General features: G+C 66.4%; 8 protein-coding genes and 3 rRNA genes (1 of these 11 only partly in view). 7 read left to right on the forward strand and 4 right to left on the reverse strand.

Translation table 11 applies throughout. From position 1 onward, the window contains the following. The 3 genes from ACZK0Z_RS02045 to rrf (ACZK0Z_RS02055) all read left to right on the forward strand — a co-directional run. Positions 1–901, forward strand: a 23S ribosomal RNA gene (locus tag ACZK0Z_RS02045) (it extends 1,979 nt beyond the left edge of the window). Positions 902–1,026: 125 nt separating this feature from the next. Further along, positions 1,027–1,141 (forward strand): 5S ribosomal RNA (gene rrf, locus ACZK0Z_RS02050). Positions 1,142–1,274: 133 nt separating this feature from the next. Then, positions 1,275–1,389: ribosomal RNA gene (gene rrf / locus ACZK0Z_RS02055) — 5S ribosomal RNA — on the forward strand. 315 nt (positions 1,390–1,704) lie between these two features. Here the strand turns inward: rrf (ACZK0Z_RS02055) and ACZK0Z_RS02060 are convergent. Both ACZK0Z_RS02060 and ACZK0Z_RS02065 read right to left on the reverse strand, forming a co-directional pair. Further along, complete coding sequence (locus tag ACZK0Z_RS02060) at positions 1,705–3,420, reverse strand: M28 family metallopeptidase (protein ID WP_049426975.1); 1,716 nt, start codon at positions 3,418–3,420, stop codon at positions 1,705–1,707. 86 nt (positions 3,421–3,506) lie between these two features. After that, on the reverse strand, positions 3,507–4,169 hold the full coding sequence (locus tag ACZK0Z_RS02065; RefSeq protein WP_049426973.1) for a DUF4097 family beta strand repeat-containing protein: 663 nt from the start codon (positions 4,167–4,169) through the stop codon (positions 3,507–3,509). Positions 4,170–4,264: 95 nt separating this feature from the next. Between ACZK0Z_RS02065 and ACZK0Z_RS02070 the strand changes: the two genes are divergently transcribed. After that, positions 4,265–5,566: a murein hydrolase activator EnvC family protein gene (locus tag ACZK0Z_RS02070; RefSeq protein ID WP_049426970.1), complete on the forward strand. Its 1,302-nt coding sequence runs from the start codon at positions 4,265–4,267 to the stop codon at positions 5,564–5,566. Between the two features lie 108 nt (positions 5,567–5,674). After that, positions 5,675–7,117 (forward strand): S41 family peptidase, encoded by a 1,443-nt coding sequence (locus ACZK0Z_RS02075; RefSeq protein ID WP_049426968.1) that lies wholly within the window; start codon positions 5,675–5,677, stop codon positions 7,115–7,117. An 84-nt stretch (positions 7,118–7,201) separates the two neighbouring features. On the opposite strand, the gene ACZK0Z_RS02080 is transcribed toward ACZK0Z_RS02075, so the two are convergent. Beyond that, complete coding sequence (locus tag ACZK0Z_RS02080) at positions 7,202–7,894, reverse strand: rhomboid family intramembrane serine protease (protein ID WP_005407784.1); 693 nt, start codon at positions 7,892–7,894, stop codon at positions 7,202–7,204. Positions 7,895–8,121: 227 nt separating this feature from the next. Here ACZK0Z_RS02080 and ACZK0Z_RS02085 point away from each other — a divergent pair, with 227 nt between their 5' ends. Beyond that, positions 8,122–9,549, forward strand: coding sequence for an outer membrane protein transport protein (locus ACZK0Z_RS02085; protein WP_459018425.1), 1,428 nt, complete (start codon positions 8,122–8,124; stop codon positions 9,547–9,549). 142 nt (positions 9,550–9,691) lie between these two features. Beyond that, positions 9,692–10,264: a nicotinamide riboside transporter PnuC gene (gene pnuC / locus ACZK0Z_RS02090; protein ID WP_049426965.1), complete on the forward strand. Its 573-nt coding sequence runs from the start codon at positions 9,692–9,694 to the stop codon at positions 10,262–10,264. A 119-nt stretch (positions 10,265–10,383) separates the two neighbouring features. Here the strand turns inward: pnuC and putA are convergent, their stop codons facing one another. Next, the gene (gene putA / locus ACZK0Z_RS02095) at positions 10,384–13,602 is read right to left on the reverse strand and encodes a bifunctional proline dehydrogenase/L-glutamate gamma-semialdehyde dehydrogenase PutA (RefSeq protein WP_197633244.1); all 3,219 of its coding nucleotides are present in this window, start codon (positions 13,600–13,602) and stop codon (positions 10,384–10,386) included. Positions 13,603–13,625 lie beyond the last annotated feature (23 nt).

Consider the following 13,625-nt stretch of genomic DNA (forward strand, 5'->3'; position numbering starts at 1 on the left):
GAGACTCAGTGAAATTGAAATCGCTGTGAAGATGCAGCGTTCCCGTGGCAAGACGGAAAGACCCCGTGAACCTTTACTATAGCTTTACACTGAACGTTGAGTTCGTCTGTGTAGGATAGGTGGGAGGCTATGAAACTGTGGCGCTAGCTGCAGTGGAGCCATCCTTGAAATACCACCCTGTCGTGCTTGACGTTCTAACCTGGGCCCATTATCTGGGTCGGGGACCGTGTATGGTGGGTAGTTTGACTGGGGCGGTCTCCTCCTAAAGAGTAACGGAGGAGCTCGAAGGTACGCTCAGCGCGGTCGGACATCGCGCACTGTGTGCAAAGGCATAAGCGTGCTTGACTGCAAGATCGACGGATCAAGCAGGTAGGAAACTAGGACTTAGTGATCCGGTGGTTCTGTATGGAAGGGCCATCGCTCAACGGATAAAAGGTACTCCGGGGATAACAGGCTGATACCGCCCAAGAGTTCATATCGACGGCGGTGTTTGGCACCTCGATGTCGGCTCATCACATCCTGGGGCTGTAGTCGGTCCCAAGGGTATGGCTGTTCGCCATTTAAAGTGGTACGCGAGCTGGGTTCAGAACGTCGTGAGACAGTTCGGTCCCTATCTGCCATGGGCGTTGGAGATTTGAGAGGGGCTGCTCCTAGTACGAGAGGACCGGAGTGGACGAACCTCTGGTGTTCCGGTTGTCACGCCAGTGGCATTGCCGGGTAGCTATGTTCGGAAGCGATAACCGCTGAAAGCATCTAAGCGGGAAGCGCGCCTCAAGATGAGATCTCCCGGGGCACAAGCCCCCTGAAGGAACCATGTAGACTACGTGGTTGATAGGTCAGGTGTGTAAGTACAGCAATGTATTGAGCTAACTGATACTAATGATCCGTGCGGCTTGACCATATAACCTCAAGTTGCCTTGGCTTTACGACAGCGTCGTAAGAGCATCCAAGTGCACGCTACGTCACAAGAACTATGCGAGGCTGGCGCCTTGTCCCACGGGACGAGTGCGACGCTCCAAAAGCCTCCCTGGTGAAATTAGCGCTGTGGAACCACCCGATCCCATCCCGAACTCGGAAGTGAAACGCAGCTGCGCCGATGGTAGTGTGGCTCAAGCCATGCGAGAGTAGGTCATCGCCAGGGTTTACACCCAAAACCCCGCTGCTCACGCAGCGGGGTTTTTCTTATTAAGTGAAGGCACTGCATTTTCCGGGTGGCTTCCGCCCCAAGGGCAAGATCGCGAAGCTGGCGCTGCAAGCGCTGCTGCAACCGTCTCCCTGGTGAAATTAGCGCTGTGGAACCACCCGATCCCATCCCGAACTCGGAAGTGAAACGCAGCTGCGCCGATGGTAGTGTGGCTCAAGCCATGCGAGAGTAGGTCATCGCCAGGGTTTACACCCAAAACCCCGCTGCCGCCGCAGCGGGGTTTTTCTTTGTGCGCGGGAAACGCCGGTAGTGCCGGCCGCTGGCCGGCAAGCCGATGGCGGCACATCGCCCGGTAGATCCACGCCATGCGTGGATACCCTGCGCGAGGAAGCATGGCGCCAACCAAGGTTGGCCGCTACCAATCGATGCCGGCCAGCGGCCGGCACTACCGGTAGATCCACACCCGCCGTGGATGAGCCGCCGACAGCACGCAAAAAAAAGCGGCGCCCCGTGGGGCGCCGCTTGAACCTCAACGATGTTCAGTCGAGCAGGGCTCGCCCTTACTTGGCCGAAGCCTTGTCCTTCATCATCGCGTCGCGGGCCGCCTTGAACGGGTTGCCTGCATACCAGTTCGGCCAACGATCACCACCGGCCAGCTCCTTGCCGACGCCGTACATCAACTGCAGGTCTTCGACCGTACCGTCCAGCTTCCAGGTGGACGCATCGAACTCGTCCTTCGGGCCGTGGTAACGGTTGGCACCATAGTCGGCCGCGGCCTTGCGGCCGGCGTCCACGCCGCCCTCGCGCAGGTCCTCGCCACCATCGGCGTACAGTGCCGGCACGCCGGCCTTGGCGAAGTTGAAATGGTCCGAACGGAAGTAGAAGCCGCTCTGCACCGAAGTCTCACCGTGCAGGGTACGGCCCTGGGCCGCAGCCAGCGGCTTGAGGATGTCTTCCAGTTCCGAGCTGCCGAAGCCAGTGACGGTCACGTCCTTGGCACGGCCGGCCACCGACATCGCATCAATGTTGATCACACCGGCGATCTTGTCCAGCGGGAAGGTCGGGTGGGAGACGTAGTACTTCGAACCCAGCAGGCCGGACTCTTCCAGGGTCACTGCCAGGAACACCACCGAACGTTCCGGCTTCGGATCCTGGTGGGCCATTGCTTCGGCCACCTCAAGGATGCCCGCCACGCCGGTCGCGTTGTCGACCGCACCGTTGTAGATGTTGTCGCCGGTTTCACCCTCGTGCTTGCCCAGGTGGTCCCAGTGCGCCATGTACAGCACGGCCTCGTCGGCACGCTTGCTGCCCGGCAGCACGCCCACCACGTTGCGCGACTGCTTCTGCGCGATCTGGCTCTTCAGGTCGACCGCGGCGGTGGCCTTCAGCGGCACCGGCTTGAAGCCGCGCTTGCTCGCATCCTTGTAAGCCTGCGCCAGGTCCAGGCCGGCACCGGCAAACAGCGCCTTGGCGGCGTCGGCACTCAGCCAGCCCTGTACCGGAATACGGGCTTCCGGGTCATCCTTGGCCGGCAGGTCGTACTGCGGTCCGGCCCAGGAGTTCTTCACCACATCCCAGCCGTAGGACGCGCCGGCGGTGTCGTGCACGATCAGCGCGGCAGCGGCGCCCTTGCGGGCGGCTTCCTCGAACTTGTACGTCCAGCGGCCGTAGTAGGTCATGCGCTTGCCGTCGAACAGCTTCGCGTCGTTGACGTGGAAGCCCGGATCGTTGACGAACATCACGACCGTCTTGCCCTTCCAGTCCTGGCCGGCATAGTCGTTCCACTTCTGTTCCGGCGCATCGACGCCGTAGCCGACGAACACCAGATCGCTGGCATCAACCTTCACCTCGGCCTGGCCGGTACGGGTGCCGACCACCATGTCGGTGCCGAACTTCAGCTCGGTGGTCTTGCCACCCTGGGTGATCTTCAGCACAGTCGATGCGTCGGCCGTGGTTTCGGTCATCGGCACGTCCTGGAACCAGCTGTCGCCGTTGCCCGGCTGCAGACCGATGCGCTGCATCTGGTCGCGGATGTAGTTGACCGTCAGTTCCTCGCCCTTGCTGCCCGGGGCGCGGCCTTCGAATTCATCCGACGCCAGCGTCTTGACCATCTCGGCGAAGTCGCCGGCGTTGATCTCCGGGGAGAACTGGTGAGCGGCCGGCTTCGGGGCAGCGGCAGCGGTATCGGCGGCCGGCGCGGTGGCCGGCGTGGTTTCGCCTTTGCAGGCACTGAGCGCGGCCGCGGCGGCCAGGCACAGGAGGAGTTTGCGGGGCATCGTCGATTCCTGGAGAACAAAGGGCGGCCGCACGTCGCGTACGGCCGGTGTCAGCGAGTATCACCGAACCGGGCGGTCCGGTGCGCTCAGTCCGCCGGAGCGGTTTCGGTGTCGAACGGGATCGGCTCGGCGCCGGTAACCGGCCCGATACGGGCAGTGCGATGCACGTACAGCACCACCTCGCGTTCGAACTGGAGGGGGCCGCTGACAACGGCATTCGGGCCGACGATCACACGCGGCTTGCGGCTGGCGGTGAGCGAGACGCTGAAGTTCGGCTTGCGCACGTGCACACCGCCGTTGACCTGGGAACCGATGCCGACGGTGATGTCACCGTTGACGGTCTCCACATCCTTGCCGACGCGGCTTTCGACCAGGCCGATGCCACCGTTCACGGTCTCGACACCGCCTTCGATCTGGCTGCCGCGATCGGTGAAGATGCTGCCGTTGACGGTGCTGACGCTGCCGTGTGCGATCACCTCGCGGCCCAGGCGTACGCCGCCGTTGACCGTTTCAATCTTGCCGGTACGTGCACGGTCGGCAACCTTGACCCCGCCGTTGACGGTGTCGATGCTGCCGGTCTCGACGCCTTCGCCGACGCGGATGCCGCCGTTGACGGTATCCAGCTTGCCGTAGCGTTGGCCGGCGTCGGCGCTGATGCTGCCGTTGACCTTGCTGATGTTCTCCTGCGCACAGACCGGCCCGGTGGCCAGTAGTACGCCCAACAGCAGCGGAATGGAAAGAGTTTTCATGGCGACCTCGATGGATGTGCGGCTGGCAGGCCGCGTGCGGAGATGTCACCATTCCCCGGTACCCCCTGCAACTGCCTGAAGTCACTGGAAAGCCCTTGCGCGACAACGTCTTCCCATCACGCCGACATCACATCGCCGCTGCCCGCGGCGGGCGCTGGCTGCTGCTGGGGCTGGCGTTGGCGCTGGCCCTGCCGCTGCCCAGCGGTGCGCAGACCACCCGCGAGACCGAGCGCAAGCTGCAGAAACTGCGTACCGAACTGAAGGGCGTGGCGCAGGAGCGACGGCAGATCGAGGGCCAGCGCGGCCAGGCCTCGCAACAACTGCGCGAGGCCGACGAGAAGGTAGCCCGCACCGGCCGTGCCCTTGCGCAGACGGAAGCCGCGCTGCGCGAGCAGGGCCGCGCCCTGGCCGAAGCCGAACAGCGCCGCAACACCCTGCAGACCAACCTGGCCCAGCAGCACCGCGAACTGGCCGGGCTGTTGCGCGCGGCGTATCAGCTGGGCAACCACGCACCGCTGAAGCTGCTGCTGTCGCAGGACACGGTGGCCGATGCCAACCGTGCCCTGGCCTACCACCGCTACCTGCAGCGCGAGCGCGCACAGCGCATCACCACGCTGACCGCCGACCTGAAGGAACTGGAAGCGGTGCAGGCGCAGATCGCCGAGCGCAAGCAGAAGCTGCAGGGGGCGCAGCAGGACCAGAAGCAGCAGGCAGCCGCCCTGGAAGCCGATCGCCGCGATCGCGCAAAGACGGTGGCCTCGCTGGACGAACGCTTCAAGGACCAGCGCGAGAAGGAACAGGCGCTGGGCCAGGATGCCAAGGCACTGGAAACGCTGCTGGCGAACCTGCGTGCCGCCGCGGCCCGGGCCGAAGCCGAGCGCCGCGCCGCCGCGCGTCGAGCAGCCGCTGAAAAGGCTGCTGCCGAGCGTGCCGCACGCCAGGCCGCCGCGCAGGGCCGTCCGCCACCGCCGCCCACCAAGGTCCCGCCTGCCGTGGCCTCTGCGCCGGCGCCGAAGGTCGGTGGCCTGGGCTGGCCGTTGTCGGGCAACCTGCTGGCCCGCTACGGCGGAAAGCTGCCCGACGGCCGCACCAGCAGCGGTGTGCTGATCGGCGCGCCCGCCGGCAGCACCGTCACTGCCGTGGCCGACGGCACCGTGGTGTTTTCCGACTGGATGACCGGCTACGGCATGATCCTGATTGTCGATCACGGCAACGGCTACATGAGCCTGTACGCACACAACGACACCCTGCTGAAGGATGCCGGCGCGCGGGTCAGCCGTGGCGATGCGGTGGCCAAGGTCGGCAATTCCGGCGGCCAGGGCGTCACCGCGCTGTACTTCGAGCTGCGCCGTGGCGGGCAGCCGGTGAACCCCGACAGCTGGCTGCAGCGGCGCTGAATCCAGCGCCTCCGCGTGCAGGGCGGATTCAACGGGAATTTAGCTGTGCTTCGCGCATAATCGACGCATGTGCCTTGGGCACGATGCCAACGTCGACAGGAGTGATCCATGCGCGCAGCCCGTACCGCCACCCTCTTGCTGGCCCTGTTGCCGGCGCTGTCCTGGGCGCAGCAGACCGCGCCCGCCCCCAGCCAGGAAACCAGCGGGCAGGCAGCGAACAGCGAGGAGGCGGTGACCTCGAAGGTGCCGCTGGAGGACATCCGCCGCTTCGTGGCCGTGTACAACGCGGTGCGTGCCGCCTATGTCGACCCGGTCGATGACAAGAAGCTGATGCAGTCGGCCGTGCGTGGCCTGCTGCTCGACCTTGATCCGCACAGCACCTACTTCAACAAGGAAGACGCGCAGGCCTTCGACGAACAGGCCAACGGCGCCTACGAGGGCATCGGCGTGGAGCTGCAGCAGCAGCCGGACAACGCCAGCATGAAGGTGATTTCGCCGATCGACGACACGCCGGCGGCCAAGGCCGGCATCCTCGCCGGCGACCTGATCATTGCCATCGACGGCAAGCCGATCAGCGCGATCGATGCCAGCGAACCGCTGCGTGGCCCGGCCGGCAGCAAGGTGGTGCTGACCATCGTGCGCGACGGCAAGCCGAAGCCGTTCGATGTCAGCCTCACCCGCCAGACCATCCGCGTGACCAGCGTGCGCAGCCGTCTGCTGGAGCCGGGCTATGGCTACATCCGCCTCAGCACCTTCCAGGCCGATACCGGTTCGGACTTCCAGAAGCACGTGCAGCAGCTGCAGAAGCAGTCCGGTGGCCAGCTCAAGGGCCTGGTGCTGGACCTGCGCAGCAACCCGGGTGGCCTGCTGACGGCCGCCGTGCAGGTGGCCGACGATCTGCTCGACAAGGGCAACATCGTCAGTACCCGTGGCCGCATCAGCATCAGCGATGCCCGATTCGACGCGACCCCGGGCGACCTGCTGAAGGGCGCACCGGTGGTGGTACTGGCCGATGCCGGCTCGGCCAGTGCCTCGGAAGTGCTGGCCGGCGCGCTGCGCGACAACAAGCGCGCACGCGTGGTCGGCAGCCGCACCTTCGGCAAGGGCTCGGTGCAGACCGTGCTGCCGCTGGACAACGGGGATTCGGTGAAGCTGACCACGGCGCGCTATTACACGCCCAGCGGCAAGTCGATCCAGGCCACCGGCATCGTGCCGGACGTTGAGTTGAAACCCGCCCCGACGCCGGCCGACGATGCGCTGCCGGCCAGCCTGAGCGATTACAGCGAAGCGACCCTCCCGGGCCACCTGCGCGGCGACGACGAAGGCACCGAGGGCTACCACGCCGGCGCGGTGCTGCCGGGCGACGGCCCGATCAACGATGCGCTGGCCGAACTGAAGAATCCCGGTTCGGTAGCTGCACGGTTGAAGGCCGAAGCGGCCAAGGCAGATGCGGCCAAGGCCGCGAAGGCCGCTGCGGCGAAGCCGGAAACGAAGGCCGAGCCAAAGCCGGAAGCAAAGCCCGCACCGGCCCCGGCGCCGGCCAAGCCCTGACGGTAGCGCCGGGCCATGCCCGGCGCCGGCCCAAGGGCGGAAGAAGAAAACAAATGCCGGGCAGCGGCCGGCACTACCGGGCGGTCAGAACCCGTGCCGCTTGCGCAGCCGGCGCGCGATCGCAGCGCGCACGTACACGCCATACACCAGGCCAAACACGAAGCCGCCGATGTGGGCCCACCAGGCCACCATGCCGAAGCTCGGGCCGATATGGGCGAACACCACCTGCAGCGCGGCCCACACGCCGATCAGCAGGTAGGCCGGGGCACGCACGAACTCCAGGAACAGGCCAAGCGGGATCACCACGCCCAGCCGCGCACCCGGGAACAGGGCCAGGTAGGCGCCGATCAGCGCCGACACCGCGCCGCTGGCGCCGATGATGATCTGGTCCGGGCTGCCCATGGTGTAGATCGCCACCAGGTTCGATACCGCGCCGCCGACCAGGAACAGCAGCAGCAGCCGCCACGGGCCCAGCACCCGCTCGGCCGGCAGGCCGAAGATCAGCAGGAACACCAGATTGCCCAGCAGGTGCGACCAGTCCGCGTGCAGGAACAGGGCGGTGAACAGGCGAAGCACGCTGCCGTCCTGCAGCGTCGCCCACCAGTCGAGCGGGTGGGTCAGGCCGGTGGACAGGGCGCCCCAGTCCAGCCAGAGGCTGCCGCGGGCATCGTCCGGGCGCGAGATCGACCACAGGAACGCCAGCCACAGTGCCGCAAACAGCACGGGTGTGGCCCAGCGCAGGGCCGCCTTCTTGCGCGACGGGAGGGAGACGAACATGGCACTAGCCTAGCGTGCGGGCGCTTGCGACGGGGATTGTCCTGTTCAGCTTTTGAGACGAAAAAACCGCCTGCGCCGTTATTGTTTCATTAACGGCTCTGGGTAATACTCGCATACGGCGTCGTATGTCGGGAGGGGAATCCGGCGCGCTTCGACGGGCCTCCGGGCCTGCCGGGCGCAGGCGCACTCAGAGCACCATCACCGCTTACCGGAGAGAGAGAACTACGATGCAAACCGCTTCCACCATTGCCCGACTGACCCTGCTGGCCGTCGGCGTTGCCGGTGCGCTGGCCGCCGCCGATGCCAATGCTGCCGCCTTCCAGCTGAAGGAAAACAGCGCCAAGGGCCTGGGCCGCGCGTTCGCCGGCTCCACCTCGACCGAAGGTGACGCCTCGGTCATCGCCACCAACCCGGCCTCCATGCGCCTGCTCGACGGCACCCTGGTCCAGGGCGACGTCAGCGCCATCAGCTTCGGCGCCAAGTTCCGCGGCCAGGGCCAGTACGGCAACGGCGCGCCGATTTCCGGTGGCAACGGCGGCGACGCCGGCATGATCGCCCCGGTTCCGGCCGCCTACTTCCACCTGCCGTTCGGCGAGAAGGAGAACATGCACTTCGGCGCCTCGCTGACCGTGCCGTTCGGCTTCAAGACCGAATACGACCGTGACTGGGTCGGCCGCTACAACGGCGTCAAGACCGAGCTGCAGGCGATCGACCTGGGCGTGGCGTTCTCCTACGACGTCAACCCGTACCTGTCGTTCGGTGCGTCGGTGTTCGCCGAGCGCCTGAACGTCGACCTGACCAGCGCCGTCGATACCGGCACCGCGATCAACGCCAGCGCCCAGCAGAAGGCAGCCGCTGCCGTGCTGGCCGCCGGTGGTACCCCGGCTCAGGCCCTGGCCGCCTCGAGGCAGGCCGCTGCGGCCTTGGCCCAGCAGGGCTTCGCCCCGGGCACCGCCGATGGCTTCCTGCGCATCAAGGGCGATGAAGTGTCGGTCGGCTACACCCTGGGCATGACGGTCACCCCGGTGGAAGGCACCAACATCGCCTTCAGCTACCGCTCGAAGGTCGAGCACAAGATCACCGACGGCAAGGCCGACTTCACCATCCCGCAGAACGCTGCCGCCTTCCTGGCCGCGGCCGCCCCGGGTACCTTCATCGACAGCAACGGCCGCGCCACCATCACCCTGCCGGCCAGCGCCACCGTGGGCTTCACCCACCGCGTGAACGACCAGTGGCAGATCATGGCCGAAGTCACGCGCACGGCGTGGAGCAAGTTCGACCAGCTCACCGTCGACTATGATTCCAACCAGCCGGACAGCGTGCTGCCGTTCCACTACCGCGACACCACCTTCGCGTCGATCGGTACTGATTTCCGCGTGAACGACAAGCTGACCCTGCGTGGCGGCCTGGCCTATGACCAGACCCCGACCACCGACGCCCACCGCGACGTGCGCGTGCCGGACACCACCCGTAAGTGGCTGTCGCTGGGCCTGACCTACGCCGCTTCGGACAAGATGGAATACAGCGTGGGCTACACCCACCTGTTCACCAAGGATCCGAACATCACCTCGACCTCGGTCACCGGCAACACCGTGACCGGCAAGTACAAGGTCAGCGGCGACGTGCTGGCAGCTTCGATGCAGTACAAGTTCTGATGCAGGCCCTGGCCTGAAGCAGCACACGGAAGGCCCCGCGTAAGCGGGGCTTTCTTTTTGGTGGGTTTCGGGCCATCCACGCATGGCGAGGATCTTCTGGGCAGAGCAGCCATCCACGTCGTGGATCCACGACAATGGCGCCATGAACCTGTCCGACCCGAACTTCCAGTTGGAGCTGGCTGCCAACATCGCCGTCGCCGGCTCGATCCTGCTGGCGGGCCGCAACAACGTGCACACCTGGTGGCTGGGCATCGTAGGCTGCGCACTGTTCGCCGCGGTGTTCGAGCGTTCGCACCTGTATGCGGACATGGTGCTGCAGTTCTTCTTCATCGCCATCAGCGTGCTGGGCTGGTGGCAGTGGCTGCGTGGTGACCATGGTGCACCTCTGCCGATTACTTCATTGCGGCCGCGCGCCTGGGCCTGGCTGGCGCCGCTGGCGGTAGTGGCCACCTTCGGCTACGGCTGGATGCTGACCCGCCTGACCAGCGCCTACGCGCCGTACATCGATTCGGCGGTGCTGGTACTGAGCGTGATCGCGCAGATCCTGATGATGCGCCGCAAGCTGGAATCGTGGTGGGTGTGGCTGCTGGTGAACACCGTGGCGGTGCCGCTGTACTACAGCCGAGGCCTGCACCTGACCTCTATCCTTTACATCGGTTTCTGGATAAACGCGCTGGTCGCCCTGCGCCACTGGCGCAAGCTGATGCGGGTGTAGAGCCGAGCCCATGCTCGGCTACGCCAGGAAAGCCGAGCATGGGTTCGGCTGTACAGGACGAAAAACCACAAAAAACCCCGCTTTCGCGGGGTTTTTCGTTTACCGCATCAACCGGGCGATCAGTCGCCCAGGGTCAGCAGCGAGGCGTTGCCGCCGGCGGCAGTGGTGTTCACCGTCACCGTCTTTTCGGTGGCGAAGCGCAGCAGGTAGTGCGGGCCACCGGCCTTCGGACCGGTGCCGGACAGGCCCTGGCCGCCGAACGGCTGCACGCCGACCACCGCACCGATCTGGTTGCGGTTGACGTAGACGTTGCCGACGTGGACGCCGTTGCTGATGCGGTCGACGGTCTCGTCGATGCGCGAATGCACGCCCAGGGTCAGGCCGTAGCCGGTGGCGTTGATCTGGTCGATCACTGCATCGAGCTGGTCACCCTTCCAGCGGATCACGTGCAGGACCGGCCCGAAGATTTCCTTGTGCAGCTGGCCCAGGTCCTTCAGTTCATACGCACGCGGTGCGAAGAAGGTGCCATTGGCGGCTTCGGCGGACAGCTCGGCGGCAGCGATCAGGCGCGCTTCGCGGTCCATGCGTTCGGCGTGGTCCTGCAGGATCTTCAGTGCATCGGCGTCGATCACCGGGCCGACGTCGGTGGACAGCAGGCCGGGGTTGCCGACCTTCAGCTCCTTCATCGCACCGGCCAGCATGGTCATCACCTTGTCGGCGATGTCGTCCTGCACGAACAGCACGCGCGCGGCCGAGCAGCGCTGGCCGGCCGAGGTGAAGGCCGAACCGATGGCGTCCTTGACCAGCTGCTCCGGCAGCGCCGAGGAGTCGGCGATGAAGGCATTCTGGCCGCCGGTCTCGGCGATCAGCACGCCAATGGCGGCATCACGTGCGGCCATCGCGCGGTTGATCGCACGGGCGGTGTCGGTGGAACCGGTGAAGGCCACGCCAGCGACGCGCGGATCGGCGGTGAGCGCGGCACCGACGGTGGCGCCGTCGCCGGGCAGGAACTGCACCACCTCGGCCGGCACGCCGGCGTCGTGCAGCAGCTTCACCGCGTAGTAGCCGATCAGGTTGGTCTGCTCGGCGGGCTTGGCGATGACGCTGTTGCCGGCGGCGAGTGCAGCGGCCACCTGGCCCAGGAAGATCGCCAGCGGGAAGTTCCACGGGCTGATGCAGACGAACACGCCGCGGCCGTGCAGCTGCAGCTCGTTGGATTCACCGGTCGGGCTCGGCAGCTTTTCGGCGTGGCTGAACTGCTCGCGCGCCTGCTTGGCGTAGTAGCGCAGGAAGTCCACCGCTTCGCGCACTTCGGCGATGCTGTCGGGCAGGCTCTTGCCGGCTTCCTTCACGCACAGCGCCATGAACTCCGGCATGCGCGCTTCCAGCTGGTCGGCGGCGTGCTCGAGGATGGCGGCGCGGCTGGCGGCCGGGGTGCGGTTCCAGGCCGGCTGCGCGGCCACGGCATTGGCCAGGGCCTTCTGCACGGTGGCGGCGTCGGCGGCCAGCCACTGGCCGACCACTTCGCGGGTGTCGGCCGGGTTGGTCACCGGCAGCGCAGCGCCGGCCGGGTTGGCACCGGGCACCAGCGGGGCGGCCTGCCAAGGCTTCACAGCCGCGTTGATCTGCTCGGCCAGGGCGCGCAGTTCGTTGTCGTTGGCGAGGTTGGCGCCCATGGAGTTCTTCCTGTCGTGGTTCTGGCTGCGCAGCAGGTCAACCGGCAGCGGGATCTTGGGATGCGGAATCGAAGCGAACGAGGACACCATCTCGACCGGATCGCGGATCAGGTCGGCGATCGGCACGCGCTCGTCGGTGATGCGGTTGACGAAGCTGGAGTTGGCGCCGTTTTCCAGCAGGCGACGCACCAGGTACGGCAGCAGGTCTTCATGCGAACCGACCGGCGCATACACGCGGCAGGGCAGGCCCAGGCGGTCGGCCGGCACCACTTCGGCGTACAGGTCGTCACCCATGCCGTGCAGCTTCTGGTGCTCGTACACGCCGCCGTTGGCGATGCTGCGCACCGCGGCAATGGTGTGCGCGTTGTGCGTGGCGAACATCGGGTAGATCGCATCGGCATGCGTGAACAGGCGCTTGGCGCAGGCCAGGTAGGAGACGTCGGTGTTCTGCTTGCGGGTGAACACCGGGTAGCCCGGATAGCCTTCGATCTGCGCGCGCTTGATCTCGGCATCCCAGTAGGCGCCCTTGACCAGGCGCACCTGCAGGCGGCGACCGGCGCGGCGCGCCATGTCGGCCAGGTGGTCGATCGTGTACGGGGTGCGCTTCTGGTAGGCCTGCACGACCACGCCGAAGCCATCCCAGCCGGCCAGCGAGGCGTCGGAGAACACCTGCTCGATGATGTCCAGCGACAGTTCCAGGCGGTCGGATTCTTCGGCGTCGACGGTGCAGCCGATGCCGTAGCTCTTGGCCAGCTGTGCCAGTTCCAGCACGCCCGGCACCAGGTCCTTCAGCACGCGCTCGCGCTTGGCGTGCTCGTAGCGCGGGTACAGCGCCGACAGCTTGATCGAGATGCCCGGGGCATTGTTGACGTCGCCGTCCGGACGGCCGCCGCGTGCCTTGTGATCGCCGCCGATCGCGTGGATCGCACGACGGTAGTCTTCCAGGTAGCGCAGCGCGTCCTTCATGGTCAGCGCGCCTTCGCCGAGCATGTCGAACGAGTAGCGGTAGCTGGCGTTGTCGCCCTTGTGCGAGCGCGACAGCGCTTCGCTGATGGTGCGGCCCATGACGAACTGGTGGCCCATGATCTTCATGGCCTGGCGCACGGCCAGGCGCACCACCGGCTCACCGACGCGGCCGACCAGGCGCTTGAACGCGCTGGGAGCATCGGCGCGGGTGGCGTCGTTCATCTGCACCAGCTTGCCGGTCAGCATCAGGCCCCAGGTGGAGGCGTTGACCAGCACCGAGTCGCTGCCGCCCAGGTGCTTTTCCCAGTCGGCATCGGCCAGCTTGTCGCGGATCAGCTTGTCGGCGGTGTCCTGGTCCGGAATGCGCAGCAGCGCCTCGGCCACGCACATCAGCAGCACGCCTTCCTCGCTGCCCAGGTCGTACTGGCGCATGAAGGCTTCGATGGCGCCCTGGTCCTTGGCACGCACGCGCACGCGGCCGACCAGGTCGGCGGCCAGCGCCTGCACCCTGGCCTGCTCTTCGGCCGGCAGGCGGGCCTGCGCCAGCAGCTCGCGCACATGGCTGGCCTCGTCCTTCAACCAGGCATCGGTGATGGCCTGGCGGAACGGGTTGGGGGGCGCCGGCAGTTCCGGCGACAGCAGCGCGCCGGGACGCGGGGCGTCGCTGGCGGCAGGGGAGGAGGAAGGTGCGTTCATGCCGGTCCGGCCAATGGAAAACT

This window comes from Stenotrophomonas sp. 116085_Sma (assembly GCF_056479585.1).

Bases quoted from the DNA above. Each gene is read 5' to 3' on its own strand.
- putA (WP_197633244.1), bottom strand. From the start codon at position 13,602: ATGAACGCACCTTCCTCCTCCCCTGCCGCCAGCGACGCCCCGCGTCCC.
- ACZK0Z_RS02080 (WP_005407784.1), bottom strand. From the start codon at position 7,894: ATGTTCGTCTCCCTCCCGTCGCGCAAGAAGGCGGCCCTGCGCTGGGCC.
- ACZK0Z_RS02060 (WP_049426975.1), bottom strand. From the start codon at position 3,420: ATGCCCCGCAAACTCCTCCTGTGCCTGGCCGCCGCGGCCGCGCTCAGT.
- pnuC (WP_049426965.1), top strand. From the start codon at position 9,692: ATGAACCTGTCCGACCCGAACTTCCAGTTGGAGCTGGCTGCCAACATC.
- ACZK0Z_RS02065 (WP_049426973.1), bottom strand. From the start codon at position 4,169: ATGAAAACTCTTTCCATTCCGCTGCTGTTGGGCGTACTACTGGCCACC.
- ACZK0Z_RS02075 (WP_049426968.1), top strand. From the start codon at position 5,675: ATGCGCGCAGCCCGTACCGCCACCCTCTTGCTGGCCCTGTTGCCGGCG.
- ACZK0Z_RS02085 (WP_459018425.1), top strand. From the start codon at position 8,122: ATGCAAACCGCTTCCACCATTGCCCGACTGACCCTGCTGGCCGTCGGC.